The organism is Flavicella marina (assembly GCF_009193215.1).
GTDB classification, from domain to species: Bacteria; Bacteroidota; Bacteroidia; order Flavobacteriales; family Flavobacteriaceae; genus Flavicella; species Flavicella marina.
Genome location: NZ_VYVA01000003.1, coordinates 212,431 through 234,458, shown reverse-complemented (window position 1 = coordinate 234,458; position 22,028 = coordinate 212,431). Strand labels below are relative to the sequence as shown.

Annotated in this window: 17 protein-coding genes; all 17 read right to left on the bottom strand. The window is 33.3% G+C overall.

Going from position 1 to position 22,028, the window contains the following annotated elements:
• Window positions 1-467: 467 nt before the first annotated feature.
• Window positions 468-2,843 (bottom strand): GumC family protein, encoded by a 2,376-nt coding sequence (locus F6P99_RS07985; protein WP_152286945.1) that lies wholly within the window; start codon window positions 2,841-2,843, stop codon window positions 468-470.
• 10 nt (window positions 2,844-2,853) lie between these two features.
• The gene (locus tag F6P99_RS07980; RefSeq protein WP_226913044.1) at window positions 2,854-3,609 is read right to left on the bottom strand and encodes a polysaccharide biosynthesis/export family protein; all 756 of its coding nucleotides are present in this window, start codon (window positions 3,607-3,609) and stop codon (window positions 2,854-2,856) included.
• Window positions 3,610-3,656: 47 nt separating this feature from the next.
• Window positions 3,657-5,564: a polysaccharide biosynthesis protein gene (locus F6P99_RS07975; protein WP_152286944.1), complete on the bottom strand. Its 1,908-nt coding sequence runs from the start codon at window positions 5,562-5,564 to the stop codon at window positions 3,657-3,659.
• A gap of 41 nt (window positions 5,565-5,605) precedes the next feature.
• Window positions 5,606-6,748, bottom strand: coding sequence for a glycosyltransferase family 4 protein (locus F6P99_RS07970; RefSeq protein ID WP_152286943.1), 1,143 nt, complete (start codon window positions 6,746-6,748; stop codon window positions 5,606-5,608).
• Window positions 6,726-7,934: an O-antigen ligase family protein gene (locus tag F6P99_RS07965; protein WP_152286942.1), complete on the bottom strand. Its 1,209-nt coding sequence runs from the start codon at window positions 7,932-7,934 to the stop codon at window positions 6,726-6,728. Before F6P99_RS07965 ends, F6P99_RS07970 begins: the two co-directional genes overlap by 23 nt.
• Window positions 7,927-9,138: an oligosaccharide flippase family protein gene (locus tag F6P99_RS07960; RefSeq protein WP_226913052.1), complete on the bottom strand. Its 1,212-nt coding sequence runs from the start codon at window positions 9,136-9,138 to the stop codon at window positions 7,927-7,929. The genes F6P99_RS07965 and F6P99_RS07960 overlap by 8 nt, the downstream gene beginning before the upstream one ends.
• Before the next feature lie 58 nt (window positions 9,139-9,196).
• The gene (locus tag F6P99_RS07955; protein WP_152286940.1) at window positions 9,197-10,330 is read right to left on the bottom strand and encodes a DegT/DnrJ/EryC1/StrS family aminotransferase; all 1,134 of its coding nucleotides are present in this window, start codon (window positions 10,328-10,330) and stop codon (window positions 9,197-9,199) included.
• On the bottom strand, window positions 10,323-11,285 hold the full coding sequence (locus tag F6P99_RS07950) for an MraY family glycosyltransferase (protein ID WP_152286939.1): 963 nt from the start codon (window positions 11,283-11,285) through the stop codon (window positions 10,323-10,325). Before F6P99_RS07950 ends, F6P99_RS07955 begins: the two co-directional genes overlap by 8 nt.
• 709 nt (window positions 11,286-11,994) lie before the next feature.
• Window positions 11,995-12,918, bottom strand: coding sequence for an NAD-dependent epimerase/dehydratase family protein (locus tag F6P99_RS07945; RefSeq protein ID WP_152286938.1), 924 nt, complete (start codon window positions 12,916-12,918; stop codon window positions 11,995-11,997).
• Window positions 12,919-13,955: 1,037 nt separating this feature from the next.
• Window positions 13,956-14,699 carry a glycosyltransferase family 2 protein gene (locus F6P99_RS07940; protein WP_152286937.1) on the bottom strand — a complete coding sequence of 248 codons (744 nt, stop codon included), beginning with the start codon at window positions 14,697-14,699 and terminating at the stop codon, window positions 13,956-13,958.
• Window positions 14,700-14,703: 4 nt separating this feature from the next.
• On the bottom strand, window positions 14,704-15,606 hold the full coding sequence (locus F6P99_RS07935) for a glycosyltransferase family 2 protein (protein ID WP_152286936.1): 903 nt from the start codon (window positions 15,604-15,606) through the stop codon (window positions 14,704-14,706).
• Complete coding sequence (locus F6P99_RS07930) at window positions 15,599-16,150, bottom strand: LbetaH domain-containing protein (RefSeq protein WP_152286935.1); 552 nt, start codon at window positions 16,148-16,150, stop codon at window positions 15,599-15,601. The genes F6P99_RS07935 and F6P99_RS07930 overlap by 8 nt, the downstream gene beginning before the upstream one ends.
• Complete coding sequence (locus F6P99_RS07925) at window positions 16,143-17,291, bottom strand: glycosyltransferase (protein WP_152286934.1); 1,149 nt, start codon at window positions 17,289-17,291, stop codon at window positions 16,143-16,145. Before F6P99_RS07925 ends, F6P99_RS07930 begins: the two co-directional genes overlap by 8 nt.
• Window positions 17,288-18,139: a glycosyltransferase family 2 protein gene (locus F6P99_RS07920; RefSeq protein ID WP_152286933.1), complete on the bottom strand. Its 852-nt coding sequence runs from the start codon at window positions 18,137-18,139 to the stop codon at window positions 17,288-17,290. Before F6P99_RS07920 ends, F6P99_RS07925 begins: the two co-directional genes overlap by 4 nt.
• A complete protein-coding gene (locus F6P99_RS07915; RefSeq protein ID WP_152286932.1) occupies window positions 18,105-19,328 on the bottom strand; it encodes a hypothetical protein in 1,224 nt (407 codons plus the stop codon). Before F6P99_RS07915 ends, F6P99_RS07920 begins: the two co-directional genes overlap by 35 nt.
• On the bottom strand, window positions 19,318-20,565 hold the full coding sequence (locus F6P99_RS07910) for a glycosyltransferase family 4 protein (protein ID WP_152286931.1): 1,248 nt from the start codon (window positions 20,563-20,565) through the stop codon (window positions 19,318-19,320). The genes F6P99_RS07915 and F6P99_RS07910 overlap by 11 nt, the downstream gene beginning before the upstream one ends.
• A complete protein-coding gene (locus tag F6P99_RS07905; protein ID WP_193316032.1) occupies window positions 20,555-21,988 on the bottom strand; it encodes an oligosaccharide flippase family protein in 1,434 nt (477 codons plus the stop codon). The genes F6P99_RS07910 and F6P99_RS07905 overlap by 11 nt, the downstream gene beginning before the upstream one ends.
• Window positions 21,989-22,028: the final 40 nt, after the last annotated feature.

Genomic DNA, 22,028 nt, shown 5'->3' with positions numbered 1-22,028 from the left:
TAAATCCCTGACCACAAGTTGCAAATTTAATCAAAGTTGACTGAATTGTCTTTGCCGATAACAGAAACTTTTGATGAATTCTTAGCAATTACAAGGTTCGAATCTCTTTCTGTTTATAACTATTGTTTAAGTGACCCCACCCTTCGACAAGCTCAGGGTTCGATGGGATGACAAGCTTAGCGTGCATTCAACAACAAGCAAAGGATTCGATGAGAAGACAAGCTAAGGGGTTGAAAAGTTGACGAGGGTACACTTCGACGGGCTCAGTGTTCGTTTTGAAATAAGATAAGTACTCGTATAAAGAAAAACTGAGATCGGAATAAATAATTAGAAATCTGTTAAAATAAATGAATACTTATCATACAGTGTAGAAAGCTTCATTCTCAAAACATCTATTCAAATAGTTTTTAGGCTTCAAAAAAAATCTCCTTGTTTTAACAAGGAGATTTGTATTATTTAAAATGGTACTAACTTTTAAAAATCGTTTTCCACCACGGTTTGTTGGCTTGATTACCGTACCCATAGCCATAGGCTCCATAGTTACCATAACCATAACCTTTTTTATAATCAGAACCGTTGATCAACATTGCCATATTTGGCAAACGTTTCTCGTTATACAATGTCTGAGGTACCGCTAATAAGCGTTTATCTAAATAATTTGCACGTGCGATATAAATAAATAAATCTGCATAATGACTCAACATTAAGGTATCTGTAACAAGACTCACTGGTGCTGTATCCACAATCACATAATCATATTCTGAAGTGACTTTTTCGAAAAGCTCTTCTACTCTTTTGTGCATCAACAATTCTGCAGGATTCGGAGGAATTGCACCAGAAGCATAGAAGTCAACATTTTCATGACCTGCAATCGAGAATTTTAAAGTATCCAAAGTGATTTGATCGTCCAAAATAAAATTGGTAATCCCTTTTCTATTCGGAACTCCAAGATATTCAGTGATTTTTGGAGCACGTAAATCCATACCAAGCAATGCTACCTTTTTCCCTGACAGTGCCAAGGTACAAGCTAAGTTAATAGACACAAACGATTTTCCTTCTCCACTTGTTGTTGACGTTAAAAAAATAGTTTTACACGTATCTTTTTTCTCTGTCAACATAAAATCTAGATTCGTACGCAACAATCGAAAAGCTTCCGCCGTACTCGATCTTCCATCTTTTGAAACCACAATATTTTCTTTGGTTTCGTTGATTGGAATATCACCAAGGATTGGAGTCGTTACAATTCCTTCTAAATCTTTTCTTGTATGTAATTTCGTATCTAATAAATCTTTGATATAAATTACCACAAAAGGAATGATCAACCCTAACAACAAACCAGCCAATAAAATGATTTTTTTCTTCGGAGCTACAGGAATATCCGACCCATAAGCTTTATCAATGACACGAGAATTAGATGCGGTAACTGCCAAAGAAATTTGCGTTTCTTCTTGCTTCTGCAACAGGTATAAATACAACGATTCTTTGATTCCTTGTTGACGTACCAAATCTCGATACTCACGTTCCTTTCTCGGAATACTAGATTTCTTTGAATTCAACTCATTATCTTTTCTAGTCAATTCTTTGATCGTAATCGAGAGCGATTCTTCCAAATTGTTCAAACTTTCTTGCAAACTCAATCGTAAATTCGTCAATTGTAAATCGTAATTTATCACCAATGGGTTGTTTGCTGTTGAGTTTCGCAACACTCTGTTACGTTCCAAAACAATACTATTGTATTGTGCTACCAATGCATTGATAGAAGCGTCTGAAAAACCCAAAGATGGAATCAAGCCATTGTTATGGTATTCTTTATTCAAATACTGCTTCATAAACGACAATAACTTCAGTTGAGTATTGGCATCGAACAACGCTTGTTCACTAGTACTCACATTATTGATAAATGACTCCGATTCTTTTTCGATATCAGTTAGGTCATTGTTAAACTTGTATTCCTCAACCAATCGGTCAATTTCGGATAACTCAGCACGAATAATCTTCAACCGTTCCCCTACAAAAAAAGCTGTATTCTGACTTACTTCGTTTTTATCATCTATTTCTTGTGTTTGGTAATTCAGCACCCATTGATCCAAAATAGCACCTGCTTTCTTTTTGACACTACTCTTCATTGAAAGAGCTAATACACTTGCTTTTTTATCTACGGGAGAGACATTGATTCCTTTAATCAAGCTACTCACTACCTTATCTAAAGGCGTAATTTTTATCTTCAAGGTCGTACCTAAATGATTGAATTTTACAGGTTTCTTTTGAATCAAATAATAATTATCGCTACCAAATTTTATAGATTCACCAAACGATAATTTAGCTACAAAATTTTGATTTACATCTAACAGTTCTAATTGATTTAATGAAGAAATCCTTGCATAAATCAATGTATCTAAATCTTTTTCAACATTAATTTTGTTCGTTTCTCTACGCAATTCAAAAACTTCATCATACACTTCAGATTCTTTGACACGCCCTTCTCTATAATAAGAAACAGTCAAGTTTAAGTCTTCTGCAACCGTAGATGCTAAAGTTCTTGATTTTAATATCTGAATTTCATTTTCAATACTACTGGATCCCCCTCCCAACATTGCTATATCTTGAAATGCTGCTAGCTCAGATGACATTGCTGATTGATCTTCTTTAATCAATACCGAAGTGGATACCTCATATACATTTGGTTGGTACCTTAAATAAAAATAGACTGCAATCACTGTGACCAAACTACTTAACACAAACCACTTCCATTGTCTGAAATACTTTTCTAATTCCTCACGAATATTCAAAGTATCTTGTTCTATCTGGTTTATAGGCTGCTCCATATTTTCAAAATTCTTCATCCGTATGTCTTTATTTCGTAATCAAAGTAATGATGGCTATCGTTAATGAGGTAATTGAAATCCAAACTCCTGTTGCTGCACTGGTAGCCGAAGAATTTACTTTCGGTTTGTTAGGCTCTACATACACCACATCGTTTTGTTGCAAGTAATACATAGGGGATTCAAACAAATTTGCAGCCGTTAAATCGACGCGTACAAATTCTTTTTCTTCTTGATGTTCACGAATGACCAAAACATTATTACGCATTCCGTGCACGGTTAAATCACCTGCTAACCCAACTGCATCTAAAATAGAAATACGTTCTTTGTCGATTTTATAGGCACCTGGTGCTTTCACTTCTCCTAAAATCGTCACCGTGAAATTTAAAATTTGAATATTGACAGTAGGTTGCACCAAAAAAGGTTCCAGTCGCTGCTTTAACAACTCCATCAACTCTAAACGTGTCAGACCTGCAACTTTTAAACTCCCCAATTGTGGAAAATCAATGGTTCCGTCTTTGGCTACCAAATAAGGAAGTAAATCAACATTTGCCGCATTTACCCCAAGAGTAGGTTGAAAATTATTAAACGGAATCGCAGCTGATGGATCCAACGAATTCACTGCTATAGAAAGTTGATCGTCGGGTTTTATTTTTGGAGAATAATTTGTGTTCTCAACTTCTTCTAAAGCATCAACCCCTTGAAAATACACCAACTTTTTCTTGGGTGCACAAGAAGCTATGAACAACAAAAGAACTAAGCTTCTGACTAGATGTTTCAGTTTCATATAAAAAATTTTGGCAAATATAAAAAGAATGTAGGCAGCTACCCTCTTTATTCAAATTTATTTTTAACGATATCTAACTCAGTATAGATCGAATTCTGAGACAAAAACTCAGGAACAATCTCTTTCATTCTACTCACTGTTTGTTGCGGTGAAGTAATTGTATTTTCTTCACAAAGAGTACGAATAGCGAATATCGTTTCTTCACTATTCAAGGCTCTTACCTTACCAATCATTATTTTCTCATGATGGGTTGGCAACGTTGCTTCTTTATCATTTAACAGTTCTTCATACAACTTTTCTCCCGGCCTTAATCCGGTAATTTTGATATCGATATCTTCAGGGTAACGTAATCCTGACAACTGAATCATTCTTTTGGCCAAATCGAAAATCTTCACTGATTTCCCCATATCAAAAATAAAAATCTCACCACCTTTTCCCATACAACCCGCTTCAATAACCAACTGACATGCCTCAGGTATCGTCATAAAATAACGCGTAATATCTCTATGGGTTAAAGTCAATGGCCCTCCATTTTCTATTTGCTTTTTAAACAATGGAATTACCGACCCATTCGATCCTAACACATTTCCAAAGCGAGTGGTAATAAATTTAGTTTTCCCTTTTGCAATTTCATTCATGCTAGAAGCATACATTTCTGCGATTCGTTTGGTAGCACCCATTACATTGGTAGGATTTACTGCTTTGTCTGTAGAAACCATTACAAATTTAGACACTTCATATTTTACAGAAAGATCAATAATATTGGCAGTACCTTGTACATTTGTTCGAACCGCTTGGTAAGGATTTTCTTCCATCAAGGGTACATGTTTGTATGCTGCGGCATGAAACACAAAATCAGGTTTTTTCGTTTGAAACAGATGATCCATTACCACCGAGTCTCTAATATCAGCTACCTGCACTTCGAAATTAACACCCTTCCCTCTTTTTAGCTCTTGTTCTAAATCATACAAAGCAGATTCTGATTGGTCAATCAATACCACTTTTTCACAATCATAACTCGTGATTTGTTGCGAAATCTCTCCCCCTATGGAACCTGCAGCACCGGTAACAAAAACAACCTTACCAGTCAACTCATCTCTAACCTCTTGATTCGACAAATTTATAGGAGCTCTGTTCAATAAATCTTCAATACGAACTGGTTTGATTTGTCCTACATCCAGATGCCCCCCAACCCATCTAGAAATGGGTGGCGCAATTTTCACCTCAACTCCAAGACTCTTCATATCATCCACAATCTCTAACAGACGCCTTGGTTTTATTTTTTGTATGGCAACCACCACCTCTTTTACTTGGTATTTTCTTACAAATTCATCCGTAATCTCTGAACCATGATAGATCGGCATTCGATTGATCATTTGCCCAGCTCTACTTATGTTATCATCAACAAACCCAACAACCTTGTAGAGTTCTCTTGCACCTTTCTGTAAGGTGTTATAGGCTATTGCCCCCATTTCACCCGCTCCATAAATCAATGTCGCAGAAGGTTGTTTTACCGAGGACACTAAAGTTCTGTACATGTATTTATATACGAAACGACTACTAATCAATACAATAATATTTAATAAATAATGTATTACAATAATCGAAATAGGAATCGTAAAAGTACTGCTAAAATCGAACACCCTGTTTAAAAGCACAGAAAACACCAAAAACCCGCATAACAAACTCACCCCAACATAGACGTTCAAAGCATCTTTGATACCTGTATGACGGATAATTCCCTTGTATGAACCAGCCAACATAAAACTAAGTACTGCCAATATCCCAATCAGCGGAATCTCATAGATTGTCTGCACTAAATCAAAAGACAGGGTGAAGTTAAAACGTATAAAATAAGCCGCTAAAAACAGCTGAATAATTAAAAAAACATCTATAGATAGCACGAGCCATCTTGAGACATGTCTTTTTGTGTAAGAGTTCAATATTTTTTTCATAAAGTACGGTCAATAACCAAGGGTAAATATAGGCATTTCTACTATTTATGCAACAATTGCTTGTACAGTTCTAGATGTTTTGAAATCACCTCATTTATATCAAACTCAATCAAAGCTTTTTCTCTTCCTTTGATTCCCATTCTTTGTCTCATACTCTTAGACTCTATCAACGTCTTGATTGCTAATGCCAATTCATCAATAGATTTCACGGCAACTTTCAAACCATTCTTACCCTCTTCTACACAATCGCGACATCCAATGGCGTCTGTTGTTACAATAGGGATTGCCGCAGCACAAGCCTCCAACAATACTTTTGGCATTCCCTCTCTATAAGAAGGCAATACTACAATATCCACACCAGCATACATATTTATATTATCTTCTTGATATCCTTCCCATATAAGGTATTCATGAATTTGATTTGATTTTAAATAAGTTTCAGGAACTCCTTTAGGATTGTCTTTATCGGATTTACCATATAACACAAACCTTACTTTTGACACAAATTCTGGATATAAATTTTTTGCTGCTTCAACAAATTCCTTGACACCCTTATCCCACAACATCCTTGAAGGAAGGACAACTTTTACTACATTAGATTTATTTACTGGTAGGTTGGCGTACCTTTCTAAATTCACTCCAACCCCTTTGATAAAAGTTTTTTTTGTAGTATTCGAAACGATGTTTAAGCTCAACAACTCCTCAAAATCTTCTTGATTCTGAAAAATAAAATGTGCCATTGGGTTTCGAAAACCAAAACGCATTAATGTGATCATTGTTTCTTGGACTCTACCACGTCTCCCATCTGTAAAACTATAGCCCAAACCACTGATTGCATTGATGGTTTTAATTTTTAACAATCGAGTTAGTATAGACCCATAAATAACAGGTTTTAAGGTTGTATGATGTACAATATCGGGCTTCAAATTTTTATACATCCTTAAGAGTTCATAACACAAATACAATTCTTTTAGCGGATTTGTCCCAGATCTTGAAATTGACAACTCTATAAATTTAACTCCTCTATTCCGTATTTCATTTGCCTTGCCCGTATCTTTTGAAGCCACGAAGACTTCATATCCAGCTTCTAATGCAGCTTCAGCAATCGACAATCGATGTGACACAAAAATCCAATCGACATTCACAACAAATAATAAGCGTTTAGATTTTTGTTTCCTTTTCATTCTTTTGCAAATAATTTAAAATCAATACCACTGTAAAAAACAACCAAAACTCTTTCTTTCTCAAATGATAATTGTACCCCCAACACATAATACTCCCAAATAAAAAAGGAAAAAAATACTTAAAGAATAGTGTCTTAATTTTCAAACACAACTTCAAAAACATTCCTAAAAAAAACAGATATCCTACAACGCCAACCAACCCTGTTTCACCGACAATTTTAAAATAAGTTCCATGAATTTCATATATCGAATAAACTCCAACAAAAGCTCCCAAACCACTTCCCAAAATAGGATTATCCATAAAAGCCTGTAACGCACCTTTTATATTATCAACAAAAAATTCTGACCCCAAATGACCCTCAATTCGATTTGATATTCTAAGTTGAAATCGAAGTATCGTATTTTCAATTATATCAGGAAAAAAAAGAAAAACGAGTACTAAAAACACTACTACAACTCCAAAAAACGTAAAAATTTCTTTCTTATGATCCCTGAAAAACAAAACCACATAAAACAATACAGAAATAAAAAACGAAATTAACACGGATATTCTTCCCGTAGAGAACATCAATAATAGTGTTGCAACAATGGCACCTGTATAAATTCTTTTATCTTCGGCAGATCCATATTTAGCAATCTCAGACAGATAATAGGGAATCAAAACACACAACATCGTAAAAGCATAATTTGCAGCCTGACCAAAATACCTAAAACTTGACCCACCTACAATTTTACTAGGGTTTGGAAAAACTGTAAACCAATTTAGATTCACAGCTATCAAATCGTAGATTGCTACCATAGAAAAACAAAGACAAGTAAGCGCAATTATTCTAAAGAGCTCAAATATTCTTTTTTTATAGACATCAAATAAAACATAGGAATAGATTACTAGGTAGAAGAGAATAAGCATTTCTTTGACCGTTTCTTTCTTTGAGAGAGATGTGATTATCGACGAACTGATAAAAATCAACATTCCAAATGTTATATAATATTCTTTCGGAATGCGCCTCAAGTCAAACCCCTTATTCCATTTCCCAAGAAAAAATAAAACAATCGACATTCCACCGAAAATATCTGAAAGGGTCATTCGTGCCAAAAACACGTTGGAAGAATCAGCGTTGTAAGTATAGGTAATCATCGACAAAAAAACCGACATTCCTAAAAAAACTCTAAGTAACTTATCCACCTAAATTATATTTCAAGTGATACACATAACACAACCGAGCAGCAATAATTCGACCAATAATAAACGCAAACGCTCCTCCCATAAAATCAGTAGTCGGAACCAACCAAAAAGCAAAAAGAACCATGATTACGGAAGCCACCAATGTGATTTTTCCATAAGTTGTATCCCTATAATTTACATGAAGACCATTGACTCCATAGCTTGAAATGACTGCCATCAATACAGGAACGACACTTAAGTATTCCAATTGAATGATTATTTGTTGTAATTCAATTCCTTTTTCAGATTTCAGCCAAAATTCAACTAGAAAGTTTGCCGACAGAAACATTAACAAACTCATAATTACCCCTGAAATTATCAAAGATTTTCTGATTGCCTTTATCTTCTTTTGAGTTCTGCTAGCAATAGGATAAAACACATTCGTTAAGATATTGTTCAATGTAGAAAATGCCGCTGTATATTTTACCCCAACATGAATCAAACTTACTTGTACTGGAGTTCCTAGCCATCCAACGATAAGCACCAAGACGGTTCCATAGGTTGAAGGTAGCAGTAAATTAACAAATGAACTAAAATTGTATTTTAGGTAAAACAACACCTTATTCAAAGACAACAATCGAATTGCTATTTTATAACTCTTTATTACCCAGATAAACGACACAAAAGACGTAAAAAACATTCCCACAGCTATATACAATGGAATTTTATAATAATCTTCAGGGGTTTCAATATTGAGATACACAAGAAAAGCATAGATAATTGCTCCGGCTAAATGAATCAGTGCCATAAACTTCATTCGTTCTTGCCCCATAAAAAACCATCGAAGTGAAAAAAAATCTCCAACTACGAGTAAAAAACCATATTTGTATAGTTTTAAGTGCTCGCCAAATTGAGGGAATGCGTAAATCAAAAGGAAATAAAACATAGTAAGTACTAACAGTAAAAACAACTTTACAGAGAAGACTTTATTGAAAATGGTATTGATTTGTTTCAGGTCTGTTTTCGATTTCGCAACAGCCCTCACTGCAGATAGGTTAAATCCGTAATTCAACAAATTCACAAAGAACATTGACAAAGCGAGCGACATTGCAAACACTCCATATTGCTCCCATCCTATTTTCTTTATCAAAAACGGAATTACCCAAATTCCCAATAACATGTCAATTGACTTTATTGAAAATAGAGACCCTATGTTTGAAAACATAGAAAATTTTCCTTTGTGTTTTTTTAATTGGTTATTGTATTTCATTCACTTATTCGTACTAAACTGAACAAGGTCTGGTATTCTTAATAGCATCAATCACAAACATTTGATCATCTACTGTTAAATTTGGTCCAATAGGCAGCATCAAACCTCTTTCGAAAAGCCATTTTGCGTTTCCATTTACATAGGACGGATATTCAGCATAAACTTTCTGTTCATGCAAAGGTTTCCATACAGGACGTGATTCAATACCTCGTTCTTCTAAAAATCGTCTGATGTATTCTCTATGTTCTTTGGAACTACAAAGCACACAGCTCATCCAATGATTAGAAGACACCTCCTCGATTTCATTCACAAAAGAAATACCAGCTACCCGCCCTAATTCACTTTTATAAGTTTCATAAATTCGTTTTCTTTCTTTTAGCCTTTCATCAAGTAACTGCATCTGTGATACCCCTATCGCTGCAGCAATGTTTGTCATTCTATAATTGTACCCTACTTCATTATATTCATAATGCGGCTTCAATTCTCTAGCCTGTGTTGCTAAGGAAACCGCGTGTTTTTTTATTTTTTTATCTTTTGTTATCAAAACGCCTCCTGCTGAAGTCGTTATAATTTTATTTCCATTGAAGGAAACAACTCCAAAATCGCCCAAGGTTCCGCAAGTTTTATCAAAATACTTTGACCCTAAGGCAGCAGCTGCATCTTCGACAAGTAAGATATTGTATTTTTCTACAATTCGCAAAATTTCTTTCATTTTTGCGGGTCTTCCATATGCATGTACCACAACCATGACCTTTGGTTTTTTGCCATTTGCTATTCTGTCTTTAATTGCTGTCTCTAACAAAACAGGACAGAGATTCCACGTATCTCTTTCACTATCAACAAAAACAGGGATTGCCCCTTGATATATAATTGGGTTTACAGAAGCTGAAAACGTAAATGATTGACACAATACCTCATCTCCCTTTTCAATTCCCGCCATTACCAGTGCCATATGCAAACATGAAGTTCCCGAATTCAAAGCTGCTACACAAGAATCGTTCCTTAAATACGATGCAACGAGATCTTCAAACTTATTGATGTAATCCCCGGAAGTAGCAAACATGCCTTGTTCCATTGCAATTTGGATGTTTTTTAATTCATCACCTTGAATTTCAGCAACAGTTAATGGCACTTTATATCTATGCATCTATACGCGTTTTTTTTGCGGATTCAATTCTTTTAAAAAGAATAACATAACAAGCCACAAGAACCAACAATACACCAACCAAAACAGCTATTTGCAAAGTAATAGATTCTCGATACACAAGAAACACAATACCGCCAATGAGCAACTGACCTACACCATAAATCAACGAAATCGTTAAATGAGGTGTTTTGTATACATCTACCAATTTTTGATAGATGTGTTTTCTATGCGGTTCCGTAATTTTCTCACCAATTAGCTTTCTATAAAAAACAGTCAAGCAACCATCAACACCATACACGGCAAACCACAATAAGAAAATTGGTGTAGAAAAACCAACCATATAAGTAAGAATCAAAAACGAAATCACTACAGCGATGGTGATACTACCAATATCCCCTGCAAAAAAACGTGCCTTTTTTCTAAAGTTATAAAACCCAAAAACTATGAGTGAGATCAACAGGTAATACAACAAATCTTGACGAATCAATTGTTCCCGATTATTAATGCATAAAACACTTAATATGATCGCCAAACTATAACTTACGGTAATCCCATTGATACCATCCATAAAGTTATAAATGTTCATAAATGCGACCATTGCTATTAAAAGAGGCAACACCCAAAGAAAAGCATCAAATTGCAATTCGACCAACACCAGCGCCATAGCTAAAAATTGAAATGGCAAACGAAAATTTGAACTCAACGTTTTTATATCATCAACAAAACTTACAATTGCAATAATTGTAGCACCTAAAATCATATAAGGATAACTAAAATCTTTTATGAAAAACAGCCACAATGCAAATAAAAAAAGGATTCCACCACCTCGTATTGTTGGCACTGTATGAGAACTCCGTTGGTTGGGTTTGTCAATAATATTAAAGTGATCAGCAAGCTTTAAATACCCTATTGACAGTATGATTAAACTTAGTGATACTATTGGTAATTCCCACATTATTTGTTATTTATTTAAGTAAACAAGCAAAAATAATCATTTGCATTGAACCTAAATAATTTTCGTTTAAGAATATGTAATAGCTAGGCTGTTTACAATGATTGTTTTTGTCGCTATCGTGTTGATTTTGCTACTGCCTAGATAGACGTAAGTCATGACTACAATAGAGTCTGATTGTAACTTTGATATGAACTAAACTACATTTCGACAAGTTATATTTCTTTTCTTTTTCCATTGCTGAAAAAGAAACAAAAAAGCTAGTCTTAAACTTTCATCGGTCTGATTCTTTTTTGAAGCCAAAAGAAAAGAACTCGTTTCACTCTAACAGCTTTTCTTTTTTTGACTTCTGCAAAATTCCGACACTCGATTGCAAGTTTTATGACAGAAGAAATTCTCATTCCGGATTTAGTTCGGAAACTTTAAGATTGAGTTAATTGTTCTAACAGACTCTGAAACAAGTTCAAGGTGATGAAATGAATTGAAACAACGTCATGCTAGACTTGATTGAGTAGCTCTGTTTTTGGAAATACTATTTGACTGTGATTTCGAACATATCGTAGACTTCGACTGGCTCAGCCTACGGACATTTGTAATATTAGCCTGACACTTCGTTATGCTAAACTTGATTGAGTAGCTGTGATTCCAATGAAAAGCCTCCTGAAATATCTTCACGATGACAGGTTGAATTTAGGGTAATATTGCTTTTAACTTACTTAGGTTGTATAAATGATTTAATAGTCCGCTCAATTCCTTCTTTTGCAGAAAGGGGAAATTCTTTCCCAATGGCTTTTTTAATTTTGGTATTGGAAACACAATAATTCTCAGTTAGTTTTTGCACTCTTTCTGAATTGATCGGTAGTGGTATAATATCTCCAACAGCAGCAAGAACATTTACCAAAAATTTCGGAAGGTTTATTATTTTTGCTGATTTTCGAATCGTCTTTCCAATAATTTGCACCAACTCATTGGTCGAAACAGTTTCGTCATCAGCTACATGGTACACTCCAGATGGAATATTTTTATTTTCAATGAGCTCTTTTATGACAAAACATAAATTTTCAACTGATAAAAATGAACGTTGATTCACATATTTCCCAAATGGATACGGAATTCCTTTTTCCACAAAACTGTACAAAACATTTAAATTTCCTTTGTTACCAGGACCATGAATCATACATGGTCGGAGTATATACACTCTTTTGTCTTTAGGCATTTTTTTGCCTAAAATATATGTTTCAGCATCTAATTTAGATTTACCATATACTGTAACTGGATTTGGAATGCAATTTTCATCTAGAAAACCTTGTACCTCATCAGCAGCAGCTTTCACAGAACTCATATAAATAAAAGTTTTACATGAACTTTCTAGAAACTGATTGAAGAGCCTTTTGGTTAGTTCTGTATTTACCTCAAAATAATCTTGGTCTTGACTCGTTTTTTTTAAATCGTGTGCTTTCCCGGCAAGATGAACAAAGACATCAAATTCATTGAGGTTTTCCGTTGATAATTCTTCATAAGAAATACACTGTTCGGTTTTCTTTCTTGAAATTCCATGAATCAAAAAATCGCTTAAATAGTTGGAAAGGTTTTGCCCTACAAAACCAGTAACACCTGTGATTGCAATATTTTTCATTGATAATTTTTGCCAAAGATACGTTTTTATACACGAGATAAAACAAGGTCATGTTAATCTAGATTCAGAAGCTTTTTTTATTATCAAATATATTACAGAGATTTACAATACACCTTAGACTTCGACAGGCTCAGTCTACAGGGATATGTAAAATTAGGCTGACACATCGTTATGCTGAACTTGATTTAGTAGCTGTGTTTTTGGAAATACTATTTGAAAGTGATTTCCAACATATCGTAGACTTCGACTAGCTCAGTCTACGGACATATGTAAAATTAGGCTGACACATCGTTATGCTGAACCTGATTGAGTAGCTGTGATTCCAATGAAAAGATTCTGAAATGAATTCGAGTCAGTATGATTAAATTCGTTTTATCTATTTTCTTTTTCCATTGCTGAAAAAGAAACAAAAAAGCTAGTCTTAAACTTTCATCGGTCTGATTCTTTTTTGAAGGCCAAAAGAAAAGAACTCGTTTCACTCAAACAGCATTTCTTTTTGAGCCTTCTTCAAAAATCTGACGCTCGATTGCAAGTTTTATGACAGAAGAGTTAGTCATCCCCAATTTGGTTCAGAATCTTTAAGATTGAGGTTTCAATTCTAACAGACCCTGGAATGAATGATGGTGGAATGACCATTACTGTAGACTTCGGCTGGCTCAGCCTACTGTTCTATGTGGAATTATGCTTTTACGATTCCACATACTAAACTTGATGGAGTAGCTGTAATTCCAATGAAAAGGCACTGAAATGAATTCGTGTTAGCTTTATAAAATTAGTTTATCTATTTTCTTTTTCCATTGCTGAAAAAGAAACAAAAAAGCTAGTCTTAAACTTTCATCGGTCTGATTCTTTTTTGAAGGTTAAAAGAAAAGAACTCGTTTCACTTAAACAGTATTTCTTTTTGAACCTTCTTCAAAAATCTGACCCTCGATTGCAAGTTTTATGACGGAAGAGTTAGTCATTCCAGATTTAGTGCTGTGCATTTACGATTGAGATGATTGTTCTAAAAGATTGTGAAATGATTTTAGGATGATGTATTAGCGCTTCAAAAAACCTATCAGCTTCCAAAAACCGCGCAAAAACACCTTTGTATAGGAAAATTCAATATTGTTCCTATTCAATGCTTTGGCTATTTCTTTGGTAATTAATTTATAACTAGAGAATCCTGAACTACTTACTCCACCTATTAGCATGGCATGTGTTGTAATACCAGAATATTTCCAAATAATTTTTTCTTTCAGAAAAAAACGAGTGATTAACTCATAATCTGCACCGATTTTAAAATCTAACTGGTACACCCCATATTTTGCAAAAAGTTCTCTTTTAAAAAATATTGCCGGGTGCGCAGGCATAAATCCTATTTTTAGTTTTTCAGGGAACCATTGCTTTGCACTGTATTTTCGAACTATTTTACCAAATTCGTTGTGTTGTACAATATTGCCAACCGATGCATCTATATCGTTTTGCAAATGAAAAGTAGCAATATTTTCAAGTACTTGATTATTGAAAAAAGTATCATCAGAATTTACAATACCTACCAGATCTCCTGTCGCCATCTGAATTCCTTTGTTCATGGCATCATACAAACCATTATCAGCTTCTGACACCCAGTTTGTTACTGTATCCTTGTATTTTTTAATCAGATCAAGAGTACCATCTGTTGAACCTCCGTCTACTACAATATATTCAATATGTTTGTACGACTGATTTTTTACAGATAAAAACGTTTTTTCTATCGTTTTTTCACTGTTGTAACAAACTGTGATAATTGAGATTTTCATGGGTTTAGTCCAATTCAATTTTATAATTCTTTTTTATATAATCCTTCATCAAACTAACATCAGAACCACAAGCTTTCTTGATTTCAAATATTTTTGCATCTACCAACGTTCTATACCACCAACCTTGTAAAAAATGCCATAAAAAACCTTCTTTTCCGTCTCTGAATCCCATCCTAATTATATAGCGATAAATAAAATAGAAAAAACTTCTAATGAACAAAGGGCTTTTAACATATTTCAGTTTTAGATCTCTTTTTCTCTGAGCTTGAACCGTAAGATTTGTTTTCTTATCACCCCCCAACAAATCGAATTCAATGTCTAACAACTCAATCGCCTCACGAATTGAATATGAATTGTGTTTCGTTGTCCACCAGGAAATCGTATTCAAGTTATCATCAGCAAACTCACCATTAAACACGATGGAATCTCCCTCTGTTAAAACGGCGTGTTCATCCATCCATCGATTTTCAATTCGTGCTTTTCCAAAACGAAAAATACGCATCATCTTTATGCTACCTAAACCGTGTTTCATATGTTTCCCCATAAACACACGTTTCAAATAGACTTCAACACCATTGACATCGTTATCTAAACTAATTAATTTTAGTTCTAATTCTTTAATTAAGTTTGGTAACAAGTATTCGTCCGCATCAACTCGAATCACCCAATCAGTTGAAATGTTACAATTATCTAAAGCCCAATTGAATTGTACTGCATGATTTTTCCAAGGGTTTTGATAAAACTCAACTTTATTCCTTACTGCTATGTTTTTAGTTTCATCATTTGAAAACGAATCTACAACAATAATTTTTTCGCAAATATATTTCAAAGAATCTAAACAGCGTTGCAAATGAATTTCCTCATTATATGTTAAAATTATAGCTGTTAATGATATTTTTTCATTCATTAATCACTCGATTTTTTATAAACCTTGCGGGATTTCCTCCAACAATTGTCCACGGTTCAACATCTTTGAAAACAGAAGCTCGAGCCCCCACTACTGCACCTTCACCAATTGTGACACCCATACCAATATAAGCAGCGGCACCAACCCAAGCCTGTTGTTGAATCTTAATTGGAGCTGTTACTAATGGATTATAACTCTTGGTAATATCATGTGAAGCAGTACATAAGTATGATTTTTGAGAAACGGTTACATGGGCACCAACAATTACTTTATCTACATTGTAACAATCTACTTCTGGTGCTAGGCAAGCATACTCATGCATTTCTAGGTTCCAAGGTGCATATATTTTTACCGATGAATACACCACCGATGTTCTATTTACTTTAGCTCCAAACATACGCAATAAAAACAATTTCCATCGATTCCCCAAACTTCTAGGCAAAGGTCTAGCCAATAACAGCCACACCATACTCCAAACCATACGTTTCATCTGATTGAGTCTTCCAAATTCATTCTTATATGTGGACAAGTCAACCTTAGTCATAATACTCGACAAATTTAGGTTTTGGGCCAGTTTTCAAAACCCAATTATAGAGTTCTACCATTTGTTTGGCAATAGATTGCATGCTATACTTTTTTTCTATCAAACTTCTACCATTTACCCCCATTTCATTTAACTTTTTTTGATCCGTTTCCAAAGCATTTACAAGTGCTTGTTTTAATGGTTCAACTCCAAGATCTATCCACCATCCGCAATTATTTTTATTTAAATCTTCCCAAGGAGCTCCTTTTGTTGTTATTACAGGTGTATAACTTGCTAAGGCTTCTGCTATAACAATTCCAAAATTTTCGCTGTAGGTAGGTAATACAAACAAATTAGCCTCTCGAAATACATCTATTTTATCTTTATCAAAAACTGGAGATTTTATAAAAATTTGGTCATCTAATTCACCTTTTTTGATTTTTAATCTTAAAGATTCAATATACTGCACCTCTCCATTTCCAATTATATCAATACACCAATCCTTTCTCAATTCATCATCAATTAACAACCAAGCATCAATTAAATTTTCTATTCCTTTTTTTACATGAATTCTTGATAAAAACAGTATTTTTTTCTTTACTATTGATTTTTGAGGAGGAATCACAGAAAATTCTTCTAGCTGAATACCATTTGGAATCATTGCAATAGGGTTCTTCAAGCCTAGTTGACGGATACTTTCAACCTCCATAGGAGCTGTTGCGTGGAGACATACAGCATTTTTCAAATCATTATATTGAAATAGACTTAAAGCTAATTGCTTCTTTATTTTACCCTGACTTAGAGACCATGATTCAAGCATACCTCTTGGTGTTATTATATATGGTATTCCTCTTTTCCGTGCAATATTAGACATCTGATTTACTGGCATTTCCCATAAACCGTGACCATGAAATATATCAACATCTAAATTTATCAACTTATCTTTTAATTTTTTTGAAACCCCTAATAATGAACTAGGGTAAAAAGAAAGTCTAGCATTCACTTCTTCAAAACTTCTAATTACCGGGTTGTCCGACTCTAAAGTATGTAGCTCTACAAAACAATCTTTATTCGCTAAGAGATACTTAATCAAGTGAGTAACACTTCTTGAAGGGCCACCTGACTCTAGGTCAATACTTGAAACTATATTGGATATTTTCAAAACTGAACATTTTTAATATTTTTCCCACTGTATTTTTTAGTAGCAAAAAAAGATTTTAAATATAACCCACTAGTCAACTTATGTATTTTTTGAAAGATTAATTTTACATCTGAATAACTCAATGAGTTTTTAAGCATAACAACCTGTCTTTCTGACCTATACTCCTCAGAAGGAACTTCTGAAAAAGAGTGAGATGTTTTAGAATCCTGATGTATTCTAAATCCCCAAAAATATTTTTTTATTTTTTCAAATCTGTATCCCTTACATTTAAACCGCAACCATAAATCTGTATCCATTCCGAAATGCAAACTTTCATCAAAACCACCTGTTTCAATAAATATTTCTCTACTGAATATAGATGTTGGACCATAAATAAGTAACGGTGCATTTTTAAATAAAAAATCTGACCAGCTTGGACCATTTGTGCATTTAGTAATCTTTCCCGTTACATCAAAAAAAACTGTATTTGCAGATATCCACTCAACTTTAGGACGAGTCTTTAAATAATTTGCTGCACTTTGTAAAGCTCCATTAATTAATACATCATCAGCATTTAACCAAAAAAAATATTTCCCTTTTGCCATCTTAAAGCCTTTATTAAAAGCTTCACTTTGTCCAGAATCAGGCTCAGAAACCCACCATGAAATATTATCATCATATTTTTTTATAATTTCAACACTACTATCTGAACTATTACCATCGACCACAATTAACTCATAATTTTTATACGATTGACATAATACCGACTGTATTGCTTGCTCAATAAAGCTACCGTGATTATAATTCGCAATAACTATTGAAAATAAGGGTTTATTATTCATACTCTTTGGATAATTTATATTTTTCATTATACACTATTAACAGTGATGCAAATAAAGGGAATGTTGTTCTTAACAACCCGAAAGGAGAAAACATAACAGCCCACATCATATTAGCAGTAGTAAAAGTGATTATAGGGAAAACGGGGTATTCATAATATCTTTTAAATATCTTAAAATACACTTTAAATAAACTTGAAAATATATACACAATTGCAAAGAAACCTAAAATCCCTGAAAACAACCATGCCCCAAGCAAAACAGAATGATTAGGAATATATTCAGACTCAACGACGTGATTTCTACCTGCTATAGAATTTATCATATTACTATACCTTCCTTCTTTATCTTCAGCCCACGAACCATGTCCCATAACTGGTTTATCTAATATTGCTTGAAAAGCAATAAAAGCTTCTTTTCTTCCCATATACAAGAGCTCAAAAGGATTGTATGGATTGTTCATCGCATTCATTTGAATTGATGCATTGCTACCTCCAATACTATTACTTAAAACTTTATTTACATAGCTAATATATGACAAATAAAATACAACAGATGATATTATAAACAACACTATATATTTCATCCCATTGAATTTTATTCTCCTGTTTTTTATCACCAAAAACAATGTCGATATAAAAAATATAAGCCCATTAGACCTTGCATCTAATACCAAACAAATTATTGAATAAATAATAAAAATTAATGGTACTATTCTTTTTAGCCTTTTTTTATATAAGTAATAACTCACAATCATTAAAAACATATTAATAAACCCTACAAATCTTGTTTTAAAGAAATTAGAATTCTCCTCTAAAACAGAAACATCTAAATTAACTTTTCCAAATAACAATTGTATTACAAACAAACTAAACAAGTATGTAATTACTGATTTTTCGTTACCAAAACACTTAACAAAAAAAACCACTGAAATCATAGAAAAAACTATTACGAAACAACCACGTAAGGCATTTGACAATTCCGTTTCATTATAAACATCACTTAATATCTGGACTAACAGCAAGAACATTAACCCTTTTAAAACCTTTCGAAGAGTTGGATATGATTTTAGCAGTGTTGATAAATTAAACAAAGGAAAAAAAAACACAGCCAACAACTCAGATAACATCAATCTACCTATCAAGTTTATGTAAACTTGACTTGTTAAACCTGATAAAAACATTAAAAAAATGTCTTTATTATTACGTTTAGACTTCATAACCTAAATATTTTCGATAAAGAGACACGACAGATTCTCCATAATTATCCCATGAATGTCCTTTCTTTATTGTTTCTGCTGCATTTTTACCAATTTCTCTTCGAAAAGATTCATCATGAGAAAGACTAATTACGGCGTCATATATTGATTTAACGCAATTATCTTTTACGATTATTCCATTTTCTCCATTTTTTATAGGAGCTCCACTTTCGTTTGTAGCAATGACAGGCAAGCCTGCAGACATTGCTTCTTTAAGAGATTGAGCAGCACCTTCGCAATAAGAAGGAAACACATAAATATCAGCATCTTTTAAATAACTCTTCAATGCATCCTGAGCCACGTGGCCATGAAACCTTAAAAGATTTAAATTTTGTAACTCTTCAGGTATTTCGATCTCATTAGAAATACTACCAACAAAATTAAATTCAAACAGAATCCCATTAGAAAATAATTGTTTTGCTACTTCGATTAGTAAATGGACTCCTTTCCATTTTCTAACACTACCTGTGTATAGTAGTTTTAATTTACCATCAATAGTATAATTCTTTTTTAGGTACAAAAAATCTCTTCTAATACCTAAAGGAACAACCGATATTTTTTCATCGCAAAATCCGTGTTTTAGAAAAGTAGATTTTACATAATCAGAATTTACTAACAATACATCTGCTTCTTTACAATCATCCATCACCAATTTCCACAAGCCCATATCCGGATGAATTGGAATTTCTTCAGATCTATATATTTTTGATAATTGTTTATGAATTTCTTTCGGATGAGCTGCACTATGATCTACAACTACAAACATTCCATGCTCTTTTGCTCTAGAAATTGCTCCAGAATTACCAGCACCACTCCGTACATGAAACACCTCTGCTTCTTTTATATCTTTTTTTGAACTTATTCCAAAAATCTGCCAACCTACTTTTACAGCCCAATCTTTACTTAACAAACCAAATCTAGCAGAAATCAATAGTAACTGGTATACAAATTCAGAAAAAGAATGACTATATAAACTTTTTCTATTTAGTTCTTTTGGTTCTCTTTTACGCAAACCATATAATAAGTTTTTATTACCTGAAATTTCCCCTAGGAAATTAATAATACTATCTGGTACTATTTTTGCAGGTATCCACCCAGTTATTACTTTTACCTCAAAACCAGCATTTTTAATTGCTTTCGCACTTTCAATTAAATGCAATCTCCCTTGCCCTGTTGATATTATAATTCTATTTTTCATTCTTTGGTCTTAGTAAAGTTAATTCTTTTAAGACATTATCAAAATTTTTGTCAAATCTCCAGAGAAAGAAAAAATACAGACTCGGAGCTGCAAATCCGAGAACAATTAATTGCACCATTAAGGTAGAATTAAAAATCTCATTTAAATAATATAGGGTTCCAAAAACCATAGCACCCATTACAAAATATTTTAAAACCGAAGTATATACCTGTATCAAACTTACATCAAATTTTCTAAAAGAAAAATATAATAAAACCGGGCTTAAAATCATATAATAAACAGAAACAGCAATTGCTAAACCTATACTTGAGAACCAATAACTTAAAGGAGTTATTAGAACTATAAATACTATCATCGATATAATTGAAAATTTCATTTGAACCTTAAATAAAGATTGGATTCTTAATGCTGGAGCCCATAAAGCAGAAACCACATTAAAACCTATTCCGATAGATAAAATTTGAACAAGTAAAATGGTATCATACCATTTTTCTTCGAAAAAAATTAATATTAATGGTTTTACGACACTTGCCTGCCAAAACGCAAAAGGCATACCCAACATCGCAAACACACCCGTAATCTTCAATAATACTGATTTAATCCTATCCTTTTCTTGCAACGGAATTTTCATCAAGGTAGGGAATAACACAGGTGATAAAGACCCCACTAAAACCCCAATTACCTGAACACTTAAACTATAAGCCATAAAATAAATACCTACTTCAGTTTGTGACACAAACAATGCCAAAATCAAGTAATCTGACTGCCGAATTATTGTTTGACAGACACTATGTACGAAACCATAAAAACTATTTGAAAACAAATATGTCCAATGATGAAATGTTGGTTTAAAGCTGTGGGAAATATGAGCTAATTTAACCAACCAAAAATATCTTATGATTGAACTCAATATAGGGCCTAAAACAAAACTATAAACACCGAAGTCTAGTAATACAAATAATATGATAGTTATTTGTGAAAGAAAAAATTCACATACACGGACAATTGATAATTCTTTAAATCTTAAATCTATTCTTAACTTGGCGTCAGAAACAACTGACATGGTATTAAAGGGGATAACAATGGAAAATAACAATATCAAATTCTTTATCACAGAGTCATCATATACAGCTCCTGCAACAAACCCTACGATACAAAAAATAAGAAAACAAACTATCGCTGTCAGAGCAGAAATAGATTTAGTCAAATCATATATCTTATCAAACATTTTACCCCTACTAACCAAAACATCTGATAAACCAAAATTTTGAATCATAAAAATAATCCCAGTAATAGAAGTAGCTATAGAAATTTTACCAAAGTCTTCAGGCACCAATAACCAAGCTAAAAACACCTGAGCTACCAATGATATTATTTTTGTCCCAACAGTTTGAAATGCCGTCCAAACAAAACCTAAAAACAAATTCTTCTTAAAATTTTTTTCTCTCATTAACTAAAATAAA